The organism is Cyclobacterium qasimii M12-11B (assembly GCF_000427295.1).
Classification (GTDB): domain Bacteria; phylum Bacteroidota; class Bacteroidia; order Cytophagales; family Cyclobacteriaceae; genus Cyclobacterium; species Cyclobacterium qasimii.
Map to the genome: position 1 here is coordinate 52,443 of NZ_ATNM01000147.1, position 21,703 is coordinate 74,145.

The following is a 21,703-nucleotide window of genomic DNA, read 5'->3' on the forward strand; positions in this document are numbered from 1 at the left end:
AATTAAACAATAATTTTGACCGGTTTTTTATCCTTATCAATCGCCACAAAAGTAAAAGTTCCGGAAATGGCTTTTTCACGCCCGACTTCATACATCTGCTCAATAAAAATTTCTACACTCACTTTAAGACTGGTATTGCCTACGCGAACCACCCGACCACAAAGTTCGATGATTGTTCCTGCAGGAATCGGCTTGGTAAAATCAATTTTATCGCTGCTGATCGTCACCATATGTTGTCTACTGAAGCGGGTAGCAGTTATAAATGCCACTTCATCCATCCATTGCATGGCCTTTCCCCCAAATAGGGTATCGTAATGGTTGGTGGTATTAGGGAAGACCGCTTTGAAGATCCGGGTTTCAGATTGGTTGATTTTGTCTTCGAGAATCATGTTGGCTTATTTCCTGGTGATAAAAAATTAAATAATCAGGTTGTTTAGGCTACCCAAAGGTATAATAAAAATTCAAATAAATAGCACGCCGCTTCTTTAAGAAATACTGTTAAAACCATAGCTATTTGACCTAAATAAGACAATAAACTTGCTTAAACCGTATCAGAAAATAAATCAATTGTACTAAAATTAAGCTATTTGGAAGTTGAAACTTTGGGTTGAAATTAGCCTTTGTCTATCAGGAATTAAGCCCTTTGATCTATTAAAAAAAGCCGATAATATTCCTTCGGACGGATCTTTGCCTACAACAATTTATTGAAGGTTTCTTATGGCCAAAGGGGTATGTTCTAGGGGAAGGGCAAAAAAAAAGCGAGTCTTATTCAGACTCGCTTTTTATAATTATTTCTAAAGGTTCTCCTGAATTGTCCAGGAATTTATACTCCGTCACCGGTAATGAAGAATCTTTGACCAGGTTGATCCATTTATAATATTTAAAAAACCAATGCATCCTTTGAGAGAATATGCCATGTGTAAAATAGGCATGTAAATAGGGGTGCAGTGCAATTTTAATCTTTGATTCGTTTTGGTGAATTGCAATATGCTCTAAATCTTTGACCAGTTTATCTGCCACGAGAATGGAGGCTTGTATTTTGCCAGTACCATTACAAGAAGGACAAATTTCTTTGGTTACTATGTTCATTTCAGGTCTAACGCGTTGTCTGGTGATTTGCATCAATCCAAACTTAGTAAGAGGAAGTACCGTATTCTTAGATCGATCATCTCTCATTGCATCTTTCATCGCTTCGAAAATGGCCCTTTTATTATCAGCCTTTTTCATATCGATAAAATCGATCACAATAATTCCACCCATATCGCGAAGCCTTAGTTGCCTTGCAATTTCTTTTACGGCCACCATATTGGTTTTTAGGCCTGTATTTTCTTGATCACTTTCCTGATTTGATTTGTTACCACTATTAACATCCACTACATGCAAGGCTTCTGTATGCTCAATAATGAGATAACCGCCCTGGGGGAGACTAATTGTGGTTCCAAACAGGCTTTTGATCTGTTTTTCAATACCAAAACTTTCAAAGAGCTTCGCTTTTCCGTTGTAAAGCTTAACAATTTTTCTTTTCTGGAGCAATGGATCTTATGTAAGATCGCATCTGATCATAAATTACTTCATCCTCTACCGTGATTGCGTCGAAAGATTCATTGAGCAGGTCTCTAATTATAGAGGAGGCCAAACTCATTTCTCCGATGATTTTGTCTTTTACTTTGGCTTTTTGAAGCTTTCTCATTCCATCTTCCCAAGACTCTAAAAGGGTCCTAAGATCTTTATCCAATTCGGTGACAGATTGTCCTTCTGCCACTGTACGGATGATTACACCGAAATTAACCGGTTTGATGGAGGTGATAAGCCGAGATAACCTTTTCCTTTCATCGGCACTACGTATTTTTTTGGATACGTTTACCGTGTTAGAAAATGGCACCAATACCAAGTATCGACCAGCAAGGGAGAGCTCACACGATAGTCTGGGCCCTTTCGTAGAAATCGGTTCTTTGACAACTTGGACCAAAACCTGATTATTTTTAGACAGGACTTGGCTTATTTTACCAAGCTTGTCTATCTCAGGTTCGTTTTCAAAACCTTTAAGGTCGAAACCTTTATGGTTTTTATTTCGGGTTAATTTTACCAGCTTACTTAAGCTGTTAACCTGTGGTCCTAAATCCTGGTAATGTAAAAAAGCATCTTTTTCGTAACCTACATCAATGAAGGCGGCATTTAAGCCATTTACGATCTTCTTTACAGCACCAAGATAGATGTCTCCGACTTTAAACTTATTGTCTTCTTCTTCAACATGAAGCTCAATTAAGTTTTTGTCTTTGAGAAGGGCAATCCGACTACCATTTTGAGAGGAATCAATTAATAATTCTGAACTCAAACTGTGTCTCTGTTATGAAATAAAAGAACGTGTTAGTTGCACAAGAATAAGATTATTTCTTATTCTTGTGTCTGTTTTTTCTCAATCTTTTTTTGCGCTTGTGTGTAGCGATTTTATGTCTCTTCCTTTTTTTTCCGCAAGGCATAATTTTATAGTTTTAGTTTAACAATTTTTTATTATAATCTATCTAAATAATTCTCGATTCCCGAAAGAATCTGAGGATCTGTAGTTTTATTACGTAATCCCTCTAAATGAGTTTTGGCTTGTTTCTTCTGATTGGATTCAAACAAACTAACACCCAAATAAAATTGTCCCTGGATATTCTCGGGGTGATACTGAACAAGCGTTTCAAAACGCTCAACAGCCCTTTTGTACTGACCACTCTGCATAGACAAAATGCCCATGTTGAACAGTGCTTCTTCATTCTTAGGATCCTCTTCCAAAAACGCCCCTTAACATGGTAATACCTTGCATAGGATTGGCTGAGGAAACATAAGTCATTGCTACTTTTGTTTTCAAATCAAGTCTGTCCGGTGCGGCCTCCAACACTTTATTCAAGTAAAAGCGTGTTTTATCCCCTAACCTTTTTGTCTTGATTTCTTCCATGGAAAAACCAAAAGCCTCGTAATATGCATTTCCTGCTTTCTCCCAATTCTCAGGAGCTGGAGCCTTTTCAGCAATTAAGCCAAAGTAAAATGCTGCACTATCCAATTTACCGCCGCTTTGATAAACTTTAGCAATTGAATCAGCGAATATAACAAAATTTTCGGTACCAGCCTCTTCGTCTAAGTCAGCCATCAATTTGTCGATGACTTCAAGATCGCTACTACTTAAGGAGTTTCCGTGGTTGTTTTCATCACTTGATGAATCAGAACCCAAACCACTTCCGTCCTCAGTAAGCCCTTTATCTTCATTGTCAACCACCACCATGGGTAAGCTATACAATAAATAAGAAACTATTATACCAACAACAACGAAAATAATTTGGGATCTTTTCATAGTCTAATTAGTCAAAATTTTAGTCCTGTGGAGCCAATTCTTTAACGCTTTGACTGTTTTAATTTTTTCAATAAATGATTTAGATGGCTTAAAAGCCGGAACATAATGTTCATCAATCACAATCGCCGTGTTTTTAGAGATATTCCTTGCGATTTTTTTAGCCCTTTTTTTGTTTATAAAACTGCCAAAACCTCTAACATAGATATTTTCTCCTTCTGCCATTGAATCTTTTACAACCTTGAAAAACGCTTCAACGGTCTGTGTAACATCATCCTTTTGGATTCCTGTCTTCTCCGAAATCTTTGTGATTACCTCTGCTTTAGTCACTGTCTTAATATTTTTTTGTGTAATTCAATTGAGGCTTAACCTCCTATTAACCAACTAATTTTGGGAGTGCAAATTTACAATAACCATTTCAATTAAAAAATTAAATCGATAAAATTAGCGTCATTTGTTCAATTATCTGGGAATAATAAAATTTTAAAATTTTGAGTTTCAACTATTTCACTGAGAATCTGCTCCGTTGGTATCCCCTTCATCGTCGTGATCTGCCTTGGAGAGAGACAAGGAATCCATATATCATTTGGTTATCCGAAATCATCCTTCAGCAAACCCGTGTAGCCCAAGGATTGCCCTATTTCCATGCATTTATCGAAAAATTCCCAACTGTGGCAGATCTTGCCAATGCACCCGAGGAAGAAATTTTAAGGACATGGCAAGGTTTGGGTTATTATAGTAGAGCAAGAAATCTACATGCCTGCGCCCGATACATCGTTAACGAAAACAATGGGGAATTTCCCGACAATTATGCCGGGTTACTAAAATTAAAAGGTGTTGGCCCATATACGGCAGCAGCGATTGCATCCTTTGCTTATAAAGAGCCAGTGGCAGTACTTGATGGCAATGTTTTCCGCGTATTGGCAAGGGTTTTTGGCCTGGACATGGATATTTCGTCCCCCAAAGGAAAAAGGAGTTTGAAAAGCTGGCCAATAAACTAATTTCTAAAAAATCGCCTGACCAATACAATCAGGCAATTATGGAATTTGGAGCGCTGCAGTGTGTTCCAAAAAATCCAGATTGCAATCAATGTCCAATAAGCAGCGGATGCTATGCCCTAAAATATGATTTGGTAAATACACTTCCAGTCAATGAAAAAAAAGTAAAATAAAATCGCGGTATTTTTTATACTTCCACATTCATATTGGCGACTACACCGTTGTCAGGAAGCGGAAAGAAAAAGACATATGGCAAGGCCTGATAGACTTCCCATTAGAGGAGTACACTTTACTAGATGACATTGTGAATATTGATCCTGATAAGCTTAATTTACCTGCGGCACTCTATTCTATGGACCCTCATTACAGCTTAAGTTCTGAAAAACCCTACAAACACATCCTCACACATCAAAGAATTTTTGCTTCCTTTGTAAATATAGAATTGAAAGCAACGCATAAAGTTGCGCTTGAGAATTGGGCTATCGCAAATGAATACGATCTTGTAGACGAAGCCGTATTAGAATCACTCGGCAAACCTAAATTGATTGTCCGGTACTTGAATCAATAATATTAATTGTTTATATTTAATCAGCTTTTTAAAAAACCTTAAAATCTAGTAATGGCAGGAGTTAATAAAGTAATTTTATTGGGAAATCTAGGTGCAGATCCGGAAGTAAAGCACTTGGAAGGAGATAAAGTAGTAGCAAACCTTAGACTAGCCACCACTGAATCTTACAAAGACCGCTCTGGAAACCGTGTTGAAAATACAGAATGGCATGACTTGGAACTGTGGGATGGACAAGCAAAGGTAGCCGAACAGTACTTGAAAAAAGGAAGCCAAATATATGTTGAAGGAAAAATAAAATCCGACACCTGGCAAGATGATCAAGGAAACAATCGTAAAAGAACAAAAATAAGGGTTCAGAGTTTCACCATGCTCGGAGGAAAGAGCAGTGGACCGGAAAATCCTCAAGGTGGAAACCAGGGACAGCCTGCTCAAAACCCCAATTCAAATACAAATATGAACGCGTCTTCTGCCAAAGCCTATGATGGTGATGACAATGAAGCAGATGATTTACCATTTTAATTGTAATGGAATTCGGTAAAATCATTAGTTTTGCATAAAATTATATTCATAAATTAATGGACGACCCCTATCCGAGTTTGCTGCTCCTGACAGATGTCATAGCTGTATCACCGGTTTATTTGGTGGGTAATGCGGTATTATTTATCGCATTATTGATAGTATCAGCTTTAGTTTCTGGCTCAGAAGTAGCGTTTTTTTCTCTGAATCACGATGATATTGAAGAAATCAGGGTGGCTTCGGATTCGAAGTCAGGTAAAATTATTACCCTGATAGAAAATCCTCAAAAATTACTGAGTACAATACTGATACTTAATAACCTTATTAATATCAGTATTGTTACCCTTACCACTTTCTTCACCTGGAGTATATTTGGTACTGACGCCACAGGAATTGTAATTATCCTTTTCCAAACCATAGGCGTTACCTTCTCTATTGTGTTTATTGGAGAGATTGTTCCCAAGGTATACGCCAATGCAGCCAGTGTTAGTTTCTCAAAACTGACAGCAGGTTTCTTGTATTTCTTTTATGTGCTTCTAGCTCCTGTGTCTTATTTACTAATGGCCATCAGTGATGTAATCGAAAAACGTATTGAGAAAAAAGGTTATTCTTTGTCTGTAAATGAATTGCACCATGCTTTAGAAATAACTTCTGTAGACACAAGTAATAACGAGCGTGACATTCTTAAGGGAATAGTAAATTTTGGGACCCTATCTGTAAAGCAAGTAATGCGGTCAAGGATGGATCTTACGGCTGTGGATATGGACATGGATTTCCATGAGCTGATGGACAAAATCAATAAAAGCGGCTACTCAAGAATTCCGGTTTATGAAGGTACAATAGATCAAATTAAAGGTATATTGTATATAAAAGACCTTTTGGATCATATCGAGAATGATGAATATTTCAATTGGAAAGACCTGATCCGAAAAGGGTATTTTATTCCAGAAAACAAAAATTAGCCGATCTGCTTAAGGATTTCAAAATAAAAGGGTTCACATGGCCATTGTAGTGGATGAATATGGTGGCACCTCAGGCTTGGTTACTTTGGAAGACCTTATAGAAGAGATCATAGGCGATATCAATGATGAATTTGACGAGATAGAGGAATATTTATTCAAAAAACTGGATGATAAAACCTTTCTTTTCGAGGGGAAAATATCGCTAAATGATTTTTGTAAAAAATTAGATTTAGACATACAGTTGTTTGATGAAGTGAAAGGTGAAAGTGAATCCCTCGGCGGTTTGCTACTTGAGTTAAACTCTAACCTTCCTAAGAATGGGACGAAGATAAAATTCGATAATTTTGAGTTTACCATCATGGCTGTGGACACTAGAAAAATCAAAAAAGTAAAAGTGGTTTTAGATGGACCGATTGATAAAAATGTTCCTGATCAATTTGATTGACGTTAAAATCAAGATAATCACCTGAATTAAAAGACCTAGTTTAATTTTTAGAAGTTAGTGCTTATTTTTTCTTTTTTTTCGTAATTTTAAAATTGGCAATTTTAGACTTATAAGCGTAATTCAAGGGGCTGTCTTTCTCAAAATAAGGTCTTAATTTAACTGAAACAATATACTTTTGCGAAATTTTATATTTTTCCAGTAAGAATTTTAAGGCGTTCCTACATTGACTTAATTATAATTTTTTAATTCTTATTCAGCTATTATTTCATTTTTGTTTTACCTTTATTGTCTAGAATTTAATAATTGAAAAATTTATTGTGAATTTTTCAAAGTGAGTTCAGTACCAAATACAATTAAATTTAACAGAATGAATCAAGGTTTATATCGTTCAGAGTTTGAGCATGATGCCTGTGGAATCGGGTCAGTTGTTAATGTGAAAGGCCTTAAAAGCCACGAAACTATAAGTGATGCTTTGCTTATGCTTAGCAATATGGAGCATAGAGGAGGACGAGGCAGCGACCCAAAGACAGGTGACGGTGCTGGTATTCTGATACAATTGCCCCATACATTCCTGAAGGAGGTTACTCAAAGGTTAGGTTTTGGATTACCAGAAGAAGGATTCTATGGTGTTGGTATGGTGTTTTTCCCAAACAACAAACAACTATACAAAAAGTGCAAATCAAACTTAAATAAGATAATCAACGAATTGGGCTTTAAGCTCATCGGATACAGAGCTGTACCCACAGATGATACTGTGCCTGGTTCAGGAGCTTTAGAAGTTATGCCCAATATTGAGCAGGTTTTTGTCCAGCACAAAGACAATCTTTCAGGGCTTGATTTGGAAAGGAAACTCTTTGTACTTAGAAATTATGCTACAAGTATTCTTAACTCCACGATTCCTGGAGTTAATAGTGCCTTCTATTTTGCCAGCTTTAGTAGTCAAACACTAATCTATAAAGGACAACTCAGAACTGATCAGGTTTTGACCTTTTACAAAGACTTGCAAAACAACAAGCTTAAATCGGCCATTGCTTTAGTTCACTCCAGATTTTCTACAAACACCTTCCCAAACTGGAGACTAGCGCAGCCTTTCCGATTTTTATCACACAATGGGGAAATCAATACCATCCGAGGAAATCTGAACAAGATGCGCTCCAAGGAGACCTTGATGAAATCCATCCATTTTACGGATGAAGAACTTGAAATGCTACTGCCAATTACCAACTCAAAAAATTCAGATTCTGCAAACCTGGATTCAATGGTTGAGTTACTTGCGCTAAGCGGCAGAAGTCTTCCTCATGTCCTTATGATGCTTGTTCCTGAAGCCTGGCAGGACAACAAGACAATGGACAAAAAGAAAAAAGCTTTTTATAAATTCCACGCCTCATTGGTAGAGCCTTGGGATGGTCCAGCAGCATTATTGTTTACTGATGGCAAATCACTAGGTGCAACATTGGATAGAAATGGTCTTCGACCATTGAGATACTTTATAACCTCTGATGATCGTCTGATTCTTTCTTCTGAAGCTGGCGCACTACCTATCAGAGAGTCCACTATTATAGAAAAAGGACGTATCAGTCCTGGAAGAATGTTATTGGCTGACCTATCGAAAGGAAAAATATCCTTCGATGAGGAAGTTAAAGATGAAGTAGTCAACAGAAAGCCTTATGATTCCTGGATCAAAAAGGAAAGGCTTAAATTAAGAATGATACCTGCTCCAACGGAACTTTCTTTCCCTTACAGCACGGATGACATCAAGAAAAACAAACCATTTTTGGTTACAGCCAAGAAGACTTAAAGGTTATACTTTCACCAATGGGAGATACGGCTTACGAGCCTATTGGATCCATGGGTGCAGATACTCCTTTGGCCGTGCTGTCAAAACAAAGTCAGCATATATCCAATTACTTTAAGCAACTGTTTGCTCAGGTAAGTAATCCTCCAATTGATCCAATCAGGGAGCGTTTGGTAATGTCTTTGTTTACAAGAATTGGTGAAAGCTTTAATATACTTGAGGAAAGTGCCAAACACACTCGTCAGGTACATATTTCCCAACCAGTCTTACTGAATGAAGACCTCGAAAAATTAAGAACTCTTGAGGGGAAAGGTTACCATTCAGCAACTTTGAATGCACATTTCGAAGCGGATGGCAAGCCTGGTCGTTTATTGGAAGCCCTAAACAAATTATGTCAGGCTGCAGAAGATGCGATTGGAGAAGGAAAAAACATTATTATAATTTCTGATAGAAATTCTCAAAAAGATACCGCACCTATCCCATCCTTATTGGCAGTAGGAGCAGTTCACCATCACCTGGTGAATCAGAAATTGAGAACGAAAGCAGGATTGGTTGTAGAAGCAGGTGACATTAGGGAAACCCATCACTTTGCCACAGCAATTGGTTATGGTGCAAGTGCCATCAATCCTTACCTGGCTTTAGAAACACTTATATCGCTCAACGACACTGGTATGTTGAGCAAAAAGATTACTCAAAAGAAATTATTTGAGAATTATAAGGAAGCAATTGGTAAAGGATTACTTAAGGTACTTTCCAAAATGGGTATCAGTACACTACAATCTTACCAAAGTGCACAGATATTTGAAGCCATCGGCCTTGGAGCTGAAGTAATAGACAGATGCTTTAAAGGTACGGTCAGCAGAATAAGCGGTGTTTCATTCGATGAACTAGCCGACGAAGTACTTGTGAGACATCACACTGCTTACAAACCAAAGCCCTTTATTGGAAGCTGGAGGAATTTATCAGTGGAAACGTAGAGGGGAGAAACACCTTTTCAATCCTGAGACCATCCATCTTTTACAAAAATCTACCCAACTGGGAGATTATAATTTGTACAAGAAGTTTGCGCAAAAGATCAATGATCAAACCAAAGATGCAATGACATTGAGGGGATTATTGGAATTCAAAAAGAGAATATCCGTTCCGATAGAGGAAGTTGAGCCAGTAGAGGCAATACTAAAACGTTTCGCAACAGGTGCAATGTCCTTTGGATCAATATCTCATGAAGCGCACAGCACTTTGGCGATAGCCATGAACCGTATTGGAGCAAAAAGCAACAGTGGTGAAGGTGGTGAAGATGAAGTAAGATTTGAGAAAAAGAAAACGGTGACTGGCAAAGATCTGCTATCAAGCAGGTGGCTTCCGGTAGGTTTGGAGTTACAAGTAATTACCTGACCAACGCCGCAGAGATACAAATTAAAATGGCACAGGGAGCCAAGCCTGGAGAAGGTGGACAGCTTCCAGGTCATAAAGTAGATGATTGGATCGGAAAAGTAAGACATTCCACACCAGGAGTAGGTTTGATTTCACCTCCACCTCACCATGATATCTATTCTATTGAAGATTTGGCTCAGTTAATCTATGATCTAAAAAATGCCAATAGAAAAGCAAGAATAAATGTTAAACTAGTATCTCAAGCCGGTGTAGGAACTGTAGCGGCAGGGGTAGCTAAAGCACAATCTGACGTGATCCTGATATCAGGAGCGGATGGTGGTACTGGTGCTTCTCCTCTTAGTTCTATCAGACATGCAGGATTACCTTGGGAACTTGGTTTATCAGAAGCACACCAAACCCTGGTTATCAATAATCTTCGAAGCAGAGTAACCTTACAAACGGACGGACAGCTAAGAACAGGAAGAGATTTGGCAATTGCAGTACTATTAGGTGCTGAAGAATGGGGTATTTCTACTGGCGCATTGGTAGTAGAAGGATGTATAATGATGAGAAAATGCCACCTGAACACTTGTCCAGTTGGTATAGCTACTCAAAACCCTGAATTAAGGAAACTATTCACGGGTAACCCGGATCATGTAGTGAACTTCTTTACTTTCCTAGCCCAGGACCTTAGAGAAATCATGGCTTCCTTAGGTTTCAGGACCGTTAATGAGATGGTTGGTCAAAGCAATATCCTAAAAGAAGCGAATGGTCAAATGAACCATTGGAAATGGGATAAATTAGATCTAAGCCCAATTTTCCATAAAGTGGAAGTTCCGGACCATGTAGGAATTCACAAGCAAATCGATCAGGATTTCAGACTGAAAAAAGTGCTTGACAGAAAACTTATTGAAGCCGCTACTCCAGCGCTTGAGCAAGCAAATAAAGTAACCGGAACTTTTGACATCATCAATGTGGACCGATCAGTCGGTGCCATGTTATCAAATGAAGTCTCCAAATTCTTTGGAAGTCCTGGATTACCAGACAATACGATACACTTTAAATTTCAGGGATCTGCCGGGCAGACTTTCGGTGGCTTTTTGGCCAAAGGGATCACTTTCGAACTTGAAGGAGAAGCCAATGATTACTTCGGTAAAGGGCTCTCAGGTGGTAAATTGATTGTTTACCCTAATCGAAATGCGAATTTTGTAGCAGAAGACAATATTATTATTGGTAATGTGGCCTTTTATGGTGCCACTTCTGGTCAGTCTTATATTAAAGGAAAGGCTGGAGAACGTTTTTGTGTAAGAAATTCTGGAGTAGAAGCCGTAGTAGAAGGTATTGGCGACCACGGTTGTGAATACATGACAGGTGGTTTGGTAATCATTCTAGGTGAAATAGGCAGAAACTTTGCTGCTGGTATGAGTGGTGGAATTGCCTATATCTTTAAAGAGAACCTGGGCAATATCAATAAAGAAATGGTTGACATTGATCCCCTGAATGAGGACGATTATGCAACCATCAAAACTTCTCTATTGAAACATGTCGACCTTACCTCCAGTAATACCGGAACTAGACTATTAGAAGATTGGGAAGCCGGTAAAGAACGGTTTATTAAGGTAATTCCAAAGGATTACAAAGAAGTATTGAGAAAAAGAGCATTAGAAAATTCTAAAACATTAGTATAAGATGGCGGATAAAGAAGGTTTCTTAAAATATAAAAGACAACTACCTGGATCCAGATCACCTGAAGAAAGGAAAAAGGATTACCAGGAAATATACAAGCCTTTGGATCCCAAAGTGCTCAATCACCAGGCAGCAAGGTGCATGGATTGTGGTGTACCTTTTTGTCACAATGGTTGTCCTCTAGGCAATGTCATCCCGGACTTTAATGATGCCGTTTACCAAAATGAATGGGAACGTGCTTATCAAATACTCCGTGGAACAAACAATTTTCCTGAGTTTACTGGGAGGATCTGTCCTGCACCATGTGAAGCAAGTTGTGTATTGGGTATCAACAAAGACCCAGTTGCGATCGAACTGATCGAAAAAAGCATTGCTGAAAAAGCTTACGAGTTAAATCTTGTGAAGCCAAACATACCGACAGAAAGAACGGGTAAAAAAGTGGCCGTAATAGGCTCTGGCCCTTCAGGACTAGCAGCAGCTGATCAAATAAATCAGGCTGGCCACGAGGTAACCGTGTTTGAAAAAGACAAAGAAGTAGGTGGCTTGTTAAGGTACGGTATTCCTGATTTTAAACTGGAGAAATGGGTAATCGACCGCAGGGTTGATGTCATGAATGCAGAGGGAGTGATTTTTAGCAAGGATACAGAAGTAGGCTTTAATATTAAAGCTGAAAATATTCTTCATAATTTCGATGCCGTAGTGCTTACTACAGGTGCACAGCACCCAAGAGATTTGAAAATCAATAACCGCGATGCCAAAGGCGTTCATTTCGCAATGGAATTTCTCGGCAGACAAAATCAGGTGAATTCTGGTGAATTGGAAAGCAATCCAATCCACGCGAAAGGAAAACATGTTATTGTCATAGGAGGAGGAGATACAGGAAGTGATTGTATTGGTACTTCTAACAGACATGGTGCAGCGTCAATTACTCAATTAGAGCTATTGCCTAAACCACCACAGGCTAGAAATACATTGAACCCATGGCCAGAATGGCCAATGACATTGAGAACATCAAGTTCTCATGACGAGGGAGCAGATAGGGTTTGGTCTGTACTTACTAAAGAGTTTACCAAAGACGAAAATGGTACTGTTACGGGACTTACTGTAGTAGATATAGAGTGGAAAGAAGAAAACGGCAGAATGCAGTTTTTCGAAATCGAAGGTACGGAAAGAACACTTCCTTGTGACCTTGCATTCTTAGCCATAGGCTACTTGGGACCAAAATCTGGACTACTAGAAGCATTTGATGTAGAACTACTGGAAAATGGCCTTCCAAAGTCTAAGAACTACCACAGTTCAGTTCCAAAGGTGTTTCTTGCAGGTGATATGAGAAGAGGCCAATCCCTAGTCGTATGGGCCATTGCCGAAGGGCGTGAGTGTGCTGTCGAAGTTGACAAATTCTTGCAGGGCGAATCCTCGCTTGCAAGAAGAGACCAGTCATTCTATTCTTATGAAGAAACTCATGACTAAGTAAGTCTAGTTAAAATTTTATAAATTGAAAACGGGCAATCCAAATTGGATTGCCCGTTTTTTTTGGCCATTCCTCATGGCGGGATCGGTTTGGCCCATCATGAAAAACAATCATTCCAAAAACCTAATGCTAAACCACGGCGCTTAACCCTGACTATTGACTTTTATCCATTTTCTTTACTATTTCTCTCAGCAGGTCATTCTGCTCTTTTTTTAGAGAAATAAACTTATTGACCCAGGTATAAATCAAATAAAAAACGCCGATTATTATTGCCAAATAAAAGACCATAAAAATTATTGAAACAAACGGAATGAGGTTCATAGAATTGAAGTTTAAATTAGACTACAGTAATTTCATGTACCAATATAATAAAAACGTAGTTTATAATTAAATTTTTTCCCCTAATCAATACACTTCCTATTATCCTTTGCTATGAAACCACATTCGATTGATATACAAAGGTATACTAACCTTTTTTTATAGTGGGGTCTAAAAAATTCAAATTACTACCATGGCGAATCAACGCTTAAATAGACAATAAAATGAGAATTCCTTATTTTCAATTTGATAAACAACTTGGGGAAATTATGCCAACACATAGGGTATTTCAACCTACCGTAAATTCCTTAAACATGGCTAGATTTGTAGAGTTAAGCGCAAAAAATAAATCTAAAGTTTAGTTCCGGTTGGAAAATTGCTAATTAAACCATAGAAAAAGATATATATCTGCGACGAAAACATGAGAATTACGTGAAACACAATAGATACCTGGTGTTACACGCCAATTGTTGAAGGAATATTTTCAATACTGAGGCTCCTATTAATTTTTAAAACCCATTAAAATGAATACCGATAGAATTAAAATCATTAATGAAAAGGGAAATGAGCTGGCAACATCCATCGATTTTCCTAACCATCAAAAGCCGAAACAATTTGCTTTATTTGCGCACTGTTTTACCTGCACGAGCCAGTTAAATGCAGTAAGAAATATAAGCCAAGCACTTAATAACAAAGGAATTGCCGTGGTACGCTTTGACTTTACAGGGTTGGGAAAAAGTGAAGGGAATTTTGCCAATAGCCACTTCGAGGCCAATGTGGAAGATTTATTGGTGGTGAACAAATACATTACCCAGCATTATCAGGCGCCAACGCTAATGATCGGTCATTCACTCGGTGGTGCTGCCGCTATTGTAGCAGCCGCAAAACTCGACAATATACAAGCAATAGTTACCATAGGTACTCCTGCTGATGTCGAACACGTCACTAAACAATTTGAAGGGCAGGCAAACGATTTGGGAGTAGAGGAGGAGGCCGAAGTAGTGATCGGTGGTAGACCATTTAAGATCAGTGGTGAATTTATCAATGGGTTCAAAAAGCACAATTTGCCCGAAACCATTAAAAGCCTTAGAAAGCCAATTCTAGTAATGCACTCGCCAATTGATGAAATCGTGGGAATCAATAATGCCCATGAAATTTACCATAATGCCAGGCACCCCAAGAGTTTTGTTTCTTTGGACAATGCAGATCATCTGCTTACTAAAAAAGAGGATAGCATCTACGTTGGTGACATGATAGCCTCATGGGCTTCCCGATATATAGACCTAAGTCCATTTGAAACACCCAACCCCAATCAACATCAAATAGTGGCGCATTTAAATTTGGCGGAAAATAATTTCACAACTTTCATCAATACTAAAAATCATGGCATCATAGCCGATGAACCAAAGAGCGTTGGAGGTTTTGATTTTGGAATGTCGCCTTTTGAATTGGTGTCAGCAGGTCTATCGGCCTGTACTGTTATGACCATTAAGCTCTATGCCGAACGTAAAAAGTGGGATCTCAAAGAGGTATATACCTATGTAAACCATAGTAAAGAAATAGTCGATGGGGAAAACAAGGATGTTTTTGCCAAGTCTTTATCGTTTATTGGCAACCTGGATGAAAGCCAAAGAGAACGATTAAGAGAAATAGCATCGAAATGCCCCGTTCACAGAACCTTGCAACAATCCTCCACAATAAAAACTGAGATGAACAATGAACAAAGCAATTAAACATAAACCCGAACAAAAGCGTTTTGAACTTGAGCTAGAAAATGGACGCTCGGCATTCATTTTGTACAAAAGAAATAAGGATCACTTAGACTTAATTCACTCTGAAGTTCCCGAATCGCTTCGGGGACAAGGCATTGGAAAGGATTTGGTGCTTAAAACCTTGGAACAAATTGAAAAAGAAGGCCTTACTGCTACAGCTATTTGCCCTTATATAAAGGCAGTAGTTGCGGCAAGTGACAAATGGAAAAACATTGTAAATCATTAATTAAGGAACATATATGGAAGATTTAAAAAAAGCATACCTGGCAGGTGGCTGCTTTTGGGGAATGGAAGACTTATTCCGAACTCAAAAAGGCATTAAAGATACAGAAGTGGGATACATAGGTGGAGAAAATCAAAACCCAACCTACAGAAACCACCCTGGACACGCAGAAGGAATAGAACTTACTTATGACGCCAATGAAACTTCCTTTAGAGATATCTTGGACTATTTTTTCCGTATCCATAACCCTACTACGATAGACCGTCAAGGCAATGACATAGGCTCAAGTTATCGCTCAGCTATTTTCATCCAAAATGAGGAAGAGAAGACTGTCGCTGAAGAGGTAATTGAAATCGTTAATGCCTCAAAAAAATGGGAGGGAAAAGTGGCTACAACCCTGGAACCCATTGCCAAATTTTGGGAAGCAGAGCCAGAACACCAGGACTACCTTGTAAAATACCCTAACGGATATACATGTCATTTTGAAAGGTTTGAGGAAAGCTTTCTAAAATAGATAGCCTCCTTCGGACAGCCTAAAGTTCATTAGAAATATTATTTGACCCGAATTATGTGACAGGTCAACTGTTGCATAATTCGGGTCTATAGTTATGATTATTACCAGGTAATATGCTCAAATTTAAGGTACTAAAAGGATTACCGCAATCCCAAAAAAGTGAATAGTTAAGACCTTAGTAGCTCTACCAGAACACCTATAATCTTGACTTTGATTAGCAGTAATTGATAGATACCTTCTTAAACTTCTTTAAAATAGGTATCTATAATTTTTTGAAATGATTGAACCGACAATGGTTTTTGTCTAAAATCAGCTATTTCATCTATGTTTTTCGCCCTTAGCTCATCATCTGGATTTAGTGATGTAGACAGCATTATAATAACCATAGTACCACTTTTAGAAAGGGCTAACTCTTTGAACTTTTCAAGGAATTCCCATGCATTCATAATGGGCATATTGATATCCAATAATATAAGGTCTGGTTGAAGATGTTTTCCATCAGCGCAATCCTGGAGAAATTCTACCGCTTCTAAACCGTTCTCTACTACACTTACATTTCCACTAAAACCAGTTCTTTTTATAACAATTTTATGAAAAAAGTTGGTGGCTGAGTCATCATCAACCAACAAGATATTTTTAAGCTTCATACTCTTTGTCGTAAATAGTAAAATAGAAATTACTTCCTTTACCTAATTCTGATTCTACCCAAATTTTACCTCCATGTAAATCAACAATCTTCATACAGTGCGCAAGCCCTATTCCTGTTCCATCGTACTCCTTTTTAGAATGCAATTGTTGAAAAATTACAAAAATCTTTTCTTGGTACTCTTTAGCAATACCAATACCGTTATCGGCAACGCAAAACTTCCAACAGTCCTTTTCTTGACTGGCAAACACTTTTATCTCAGGAGCCCTATCAGGCACCCTAAATTTGATGGCATTACTTATCAGGTTTTGAAATAGAAGTCGCATTTCCTCCTCAAGCCCCTGAATCTCGGGCAAATTATCTACTATTAAAGAGGTATTCGTTTCTACGATAAGGGAGCAAAATTCTTTCTCAACCTCCTCTAAAAGGAGATTACAATCAACCGTTTTAAACTCGGTATTTGTTCCGATACGTGAATAGTCTAACAAGCCTTTAATCAATTGGCTCATTAGGCTCGAAGAATCCATAATAAAGGCCAAACATTTCTTCCCTCTATCATCAAAATCATGCCCGTAATTTTTGGTCAACAGACTAGAAAAACTCATGACCGTTCGCAACGGCTCTTGCAAGTCATGTGCAGCGATATAGGCAAACTGTTCAAGTTCTTTATTTTTATTCTGCAATTGTTGGTTAAAGGTTTCAAGCGCTCTTTCGGCTATTTTTCTTTCGGTAATGTCCCTAATGGCAGCACTGACAAGAACCCCTTCTTTGGTTTCTAAAGGGCTCAAAGAGATTTCAACTGGAAATTCTTGCCCATTTTTCCTGAGACCTAAGAGTTCTAAACCAGCTCCCATAGGCCTCATTTTAGGATTGGAAAAGAAACTATTCCGGTGACCTGGATGGGCCTTATGAAATCGGTTTGGCAGTAATACTTCTACCTTTTGACCAATAAGCTCCTCCCTGCTATATCCGAAGATATTCCCTGTTTGGGTATTAATTAACTTAATTTTACCCTCCTTATCCACGATAACCATGGCATCAGGAGCACTCTCCAAAAGACCTTTAAACTTATCTTCAGCCTTCTTTCTATCTGAGATATCCCGGATGGCGGCGGAAATAAAAACATCGGTATCCGTATGCAATGGACTCAATGAGATTTCAACTGGAAAATTATTCCCAGACTTGTTTTTTCCATACAACTCCATTCCCTGCCCCATATTTCTTACTTTGGGTTTAGAGGCATATTTGGTCCGGTGAGCACTGTGATGCTTAAGAAACTCATCAGGTATCAATAACTCTACTTCCTTGCCTAAGAGCTCTTCCTTCTTGTATCCAAATAGTCTTTCAGTCTGCGCATTGATCAAAACGATTTGCCCAACCTTATTTACAATGACCATTGCATCTGGAGCCGTTTCTAATAATGCCTGGGCCTTACTTGTTGCCTTCTCGTATTGGCTTACTAAACGAATAATACTCGAAATGCCGACAATTTTTCCTTTTTGATCCTTAATTGGGGAATATTGAATCGAAACAGCTTGATTTTCCTCCTGCCTATTTATACAATCAGTTCGGATTGAATTTACTTTTTCATTAAAAAGCAAAGCCTCCACAATAGCTTCAAATTTAGGGTTGCTATTGCTTTTGAAAAATTCCGTGTATTTTTTTCCTAACAATTCAGCTTCTGAATAGCCAAACAATTCACATCCTGCCTTATTGCAATAGCCAATTTCCCATGCCAGGTTTAAACCAACTACTGCATCACTTGTACTGTCTAAAATATGATCTTTCATTAAAAGATATTATTTACAAAAAGCTTAAAAGAATAACCTGAATCCATTTCTAACAGAATAAAGACAGCCTCAGCAATGAATCCAACCCGAAATAAAAATTAACAATAATTCACTGTATAATTCTCAAGGGAAGCTAAGAAATAGAATTCAGGTAAATTCAAACAACCATTCTTGTCCCACTTTTTTTCTACTTCGAAATTAATAACAGCTGTCAAGCTCTTAATAAAGGATTAATACTTATATAAAGGCTCTAAGCTAATTTCTTAATAGCAAGATAAACATTTATACGTTTTAAAAATTCAAATTATGAACTATAAATTATTGCGCTGGAAATGAAACATTTAAACATGCCACAATTCTAAAATCAACGATTAATTTAATACTATTTTTGACAATAATCAATGAAGGCAAAAACTGAACGTTAAATCGTCTGCTTTGTACTTACATAATAATGCAGTATTCAAATTGCGATCACCCAACACTTTTTGGGTCAAATGCTTTTTTTAACTGTACAAGGATTTCCAAAGGCCAAAACATCATCAGGAATATCCTTTGTTACCACACTGCCTGATCCTATAGTCACATTATTCCCAATATTCACTCCTGGCAAAATGACTGTGTTACCACCAATCCAAACATTGTCTCCAATGGAAACTGCTTTCGATGAAGTTAAGTAGCGGGAACCATTCTCTGCATCAACTATTCTCTCGTAAGCAGCCAAAGGATGCACTGATGTATAAATTTGCACATAAGGACCTATCAAGCCATTCTTTCCTATAGTGATGGTATTGTTATCCAGAAACATACAATTTAGGTTAACAAATGTATTTGAGCCTATTGAAATATTCGCTCCATAATCACAATAAAAGGGGGCTTCAATCCAAACACCTGGACTAGCATTTGCCAGCAAATCGGTCAAAATATTGTCCCGCTCGTTTAATTCTTCTGAATCGAGGTTATTGTATAATTTTACCAGCTTTCTTGCCCTATGGTACATTTCTAATAACTCCGGATCCCTGGAATTGTATAGTAAACCACTTAACATTTTTTGCTTTTCTGTCATAACCTGTCAAAAATGATCCTGTCGTTTAGTGTGAATTCGAGGCTTACATAAGGTCCAAATTCAAGCAATGAAAAATCATCAATGTCTTAACTTGGTATTCTTCCTCTACAAATTCCGCATTACTTTAATGGCTCATCCTTTCCCTTGTTTACCCTAACATTAAAATGGGGAACCTTATAATCCTCTGGTAAGTAATCAGCTGGTATGGTAGTCATATTACCATCCCTGGCTGCTCGGTAATGTGGAGATAAAATTTCGATGTCACTTTCATTACAAACATCCTGGATGTTTTGGTGCAGACTGGAATAAATAAGCGCTTGCTTACTTGCCTCACGTGTGTAGGCATTGATCTGATAAGCTACGTAAAAATCCTCCAGGCTGGTCTGCAAAACATAAGGTTTAGGTTCGTCCATTATCATGTCTGTCCTTGTGGCTGCTTCAATCAAGACTTTGTGGACTTTTGGCCAAGGAACATCATACCCAATCGTAACTGTGGTATGAACGATTAGGCCTTTATCTTTTGCTTCAATGCTATAATTTGTAGTATTCTCTGTAAGCACTGAGGAGTTTGGAATGGTAATTACTTCATTCTTTATGGTCCTTACACGGGTCACCAGCAGGGTTTTTTCTATTATATCCCCAGTCACATTGTCAATCTTAATCCGGTCTCCAATTTTAAATGGCCGCATATAGGTGATCACCAAACCAGCTACCATATTGGCGATGGCAGAGGAAGAGCCCAGAGAGAATAAAACCCCTACGAACACAGAAACTCCCTTAAATATATTTGAATCAGACCCCGGCAAATGAGGGAAAATCAAAATAAACATAAAGGCGTATAATAGGAATTGGACTATGCTGAATGTGGGCATGGCCCAATCGGAATGAAAGTCTGATAATACAAGCTTCTCTGCCTCAATCTCCTGAAAGATATATTTCACAAACTTTATCACATACTTCATTACATAGTATATCACCAGAATTTTGAAAAGTTCTGGCAAATAAAGCCAAATGGATACTAAGAGCCCTTTAAATGGTGCCCACACCAGATAAAATAGCGCATTGGCCCAGTCCCGTGAGAAAGGAAAAATACTGAAGATGATAGGCAGGGTAATGTATAGCAAAAGGAAGTAAACAAACCATCGCAATACTTTAATCAAAAAAAACAGAATCTGGGTTTCCTGGTCAACCGTGAGAAAGGTGTAATCCTTATAGGATAATTCTTTAAGCCAATGCTCCTTATTGGTATCAAAATTTAAAACCAGTTTCGCGTAACCTTTGCCGATGAGGCCAATGAAAATCCAGGCAACAAGAATTACAAAAGCCACCAAACCTATTCTCGATAATAACTTTAACCAACTGTTATCATCCTTCGCTTCAACTATAGCAGTTTTTATAATTTGCTGGAAGCTTTCGGCAAGTTCATCCTTGCTTTTTCCATACCAAAGGGCATCATTCTCCGAAATACTGGTAATGATCAGGTCTTTATAAATGATGTCATAGGTGTCCTCTGCTTTAGATATATGGATAGAGTCACTTATTAAAAAATCATCTTCATATAGTAAATTGATCTTTCTTGTTATACTAAGCGCCCTTTCCATTGGGGATGCAGCGCCCATTTTTGTATGGATAAGGAATAAAGTGTCCTTTTTAAACCCTAAAACAGGATATCCTATTTCCGTATTTCTCAGAGAATCAATTTGTGCAATTTTATCAGCAAGCCTCTTTTTATCGTTCTCTTTGATCGTTTCAAGCTGATTGATTAAATCTTTTTTTTGAAGGTTATCGGTAGTTTTAAGTTCCAAAAGCTGAGCTTCCAATTCCGCTTTTTTCAAGGAATCAGCCACTCTCTCCTTTTCAACTTCCGCTAGCCTTTTATTGTATTCGAGTAAATTCGCATTATTGATAGAGTCATTGTATTGTGACAGACTATCTGTCTGTCCAAAGGAAACCCAAGCCACGCCACACAATAGTAAAACAAATGGTAATGCGCTTCGAAAAATTTTCCTCATAGTGCTATTTTAAGCTATAAATATAGTAAAAGAAGGTTAATAAAAAAGTAGATTCCGGCGGACTACCTAAAAGCCATAGGAAAGAAAACCATTTCCCAAGCAGTTGATTTAACAATCGGTAAGTCGACCCCACCGGCTTCGATTTCCATTTTTGGTATTTAAAAGATTATAATCTAACTTAACTGTAGGTAAAGGGAGTCACCTTAAAGCACTTTTAAT

General features: G+C 38.0%; 14 protein-coding genes and 4 pseudogenes. 9 read left to right on the forward strand and 9 right to left on the reverse strand.

All coding sequences use genetic code 11. The annotated features are described in order from the left end of the window. Positions 1-2: 2 nt before the first annotated feature. From ADICYQ_RS19235 to ADICYQ_RS19250, 5 genes and pseudogenes are all read right to left on the reverse strand, one after another. Positions 3-389 (reverse strand): acyl-CoA thioesterase, encoded by a 387-nt coding sequence (locus tag ADICYQ_RS19235; RefSeq protein ID WP_020889621.1) that lies wholly within the window; start codon positions 387-389, stop codon positions 3-5. A gap of 376 nt (positions 390-765) precedes the next feature. After that, a pseudogene (locus tag ADICYQ_RS19240) lies at positions 766-2,335 on the reverse strand (Rne/Rng family ribonuclease). Between the two features lie 176 nt (positions 2,336-2,511). Continuing rightward, positions 2,512-2,778 (reverse strand): tetratricopeptide repeat protein, encoded by a 267-nt coding sequence (locus ADICYQ_RS29850; protein ID WP_316929325.1) that lies wholly within the window; start codon positions 2,776-2,778, stop codon positions 2,512-2,514. Further along, on the reverse strand, positions 2,762-3,334 hold the full coding sequence (locus ADICYQ_RS19245; protein WP_020889625.1) for a hypothetical protein: 573 nt from the start codon (positions 3,332-3,334) through the stop codon (positions 2,762-2,764). The genes ADICYQ_RS29850 and ADICYQ_RS19245 overlap by 17 nt, the downstream gene beginning before the upstream one ends. 19 nt (positions 3,335-3,353) lie before the next feature. After that, positions 3,354-3,661, reverse strand: a pseudogene (locus tag ADICYQ_RS19250) (HU family DNA-binding protein). A gap of 161 nt (positions 3,662-3,822) precedes the next feature. On the opposite strand from ADICYQ_RS19250, the gene ADICYQ_RS29855 reads away from it, so the two are divergent. The 9 genes and pseudogenes from ADICYQ_RS29855 to msrA all read left to right on the forward strand — a co-directional run bounded on the left by ADICYQ_RS29855 (position 3,823) and on the right by msrA (position 15,973). Next, positions 3,823-4,332, forward strand: a complete 510-nt coding sequence (locus tag ADICYQ_RS29855) for an A/G-specific adenine glycosylase (protein WP_316929326.1) — start codon at positions 3,823-3,825, stop codon at positions 4,330-4,332. A gap of 259 nt (positions 4,333-4,591) precedes the next feature. After that, positions 4,592-4,897, forward strand: coding sequence for an NUDIX hydrolase (locus tag ADICYQ_RS29860; protein ID WP_498366138.1), 306 nt, complete (start codon positions 4,592-4,594; stop codon positions 4,895-4,897). A 51-nt stretch (positions 4,898-4,948) separates the two neighbouring features. Continuing rightward, positions 4,949-5,416: a single-stranded DNA-binding protein gene (locus ADICYQ_RS19260; RefSeq protein ID WP_020889630.1), complete on the forward strand. Its 468-nt coding sequence runs from the start codon at positions 4,949-4,951 to the stop codon at positions 5,414-5,416. 56 nt (positions 5,417-5,472) lie between these two features. After that, positions 5,473-6,820 (forward strand): annotated as a pseudogene (gene gldE / locus ADICYQ_RS19265) (gliding motility-associated protein GldE). A gap of 367 nt (positions 6,821-7,187) precedes the next feature. After that, positions 7,188-11,677: pseudogene (gltB, locus tag ADICYQ_RS29390) on the forward strand (glutamate synthase large subunit). Position 11,678: 1 nt separating this feature from the next. Then, the gene (locus ADICYQ_RS19275) at positions 11,679-13,145 is read left to right on the forward strand and encodes a glutamate synthase subunit beta (RefSeq protein ID WP_020889637.1); all 1,467 of its coding nucleotides are present in this window, start codon (positions 11,679-11,681) and stop codon (positions 13,143-13,145) included. Positions 13,146-13,988: 843 nt separating this feature from the next. Beyond that, positions 13,989-15,197, forward strand: coding sequence for a bifunctional alpha/beta hydrolase/OsmC family protein (locus ADICYQ_RS19280; RefSeq protein ID WP_020889641.1), 1,209 nt, complete (start codon positions 13,989-13,991; stop codon positions 15,195-15,197). Next, complete coding sequence (locus ADICYQ_RS19285; RefSeq protein WP_020889642.1) at positions 15,181-15,462, forward strand: GNAT family N-acetyltransferase; 282 nt, start codon at positions 15,181-15,183, stop codon at positions 15,460-15,462. Before ADICYQ_RS19280 ends, ADICYQ_RS19285 begins: the two co-directional genes overlap by 17 nt. Positions 15,463-15,475: 13 nt before the next feature. Next, positions 15,476-15,973, forward strand: a complete 498-nt coding sequence (gene msrA / locus ADICYQ_RS19290; protein ID WP_020889643.1) for a peptide-methionine (S)-S-oxide reductase MsrA — start codon at positions 15,476-15,478, stop codon at positions 15,971-15,973. A gap of 239 nt (positions 15,974-16,212) precedes the next feature. Here msrA and ADICYQ_RS19295 read toward each other — a convergent pair whose 3' ends face one another. The 4 genes from ADICYQ_RS19295 to ADICYQ_RS19310 all read right to left on the reverse strand — a co-directional run bounded on the left by ADICYQ_RS19295 (position 16,213) and on the right by ADICYQ_RS19310 (position 21,484). Beyond that, positions 16,213-16,620 (reverse strand): response regulator, encoded by a 408-nt coding sequence (locus ADICYQ_RS19295; protein WP_020889644.1) that lies wholly within the window; start codon positions 16,618-16,620, stop codon positions 16,213-16,215. Further along, positions 16,610-18,409 (reverse strand): PAS domain S-box protein, encoded by a 1,800-nt coding sequence (locus ADICYQ_RS19300; protein WP_020889645.1) that lies wholly within the window; start codon positions 18,407-18,409, stop codon positions 16,610-16,612. The genes ADICYQ_RS19295 and ADICYQ_RS19300 overlap by 11 nt, the downstream gene beginning before the upstream one ends. A gap of 490 nt (positions 18,410-18,899) precedes the next feature. Beyond that, positions 18,900-19,472, reverse strand: a complete 573-nt coding sequence (locus tag ADICYQ_RS19305; RefSeq protein WP_020889647.1) for a sugar O-acetyltransferase — start codon at positions 19,470-19,472, stop codon at positions 18,900-18,902. 119 nt (positions 19,473-19,591) lie between these two features. Next, complete coding sequence (locus tag ADICYQ_RS19310) at positions 19,592-21,484, reverse strand: mechanosensitive ion channel family protein (RefSeq protein ID WP_020889648.1); 1,893 nt, start codon at positions 21,482-21,484, stop codon at positions 19,592-19,594. Positions 21,485-21,703 lie beyond the last annotated feature (219 nt).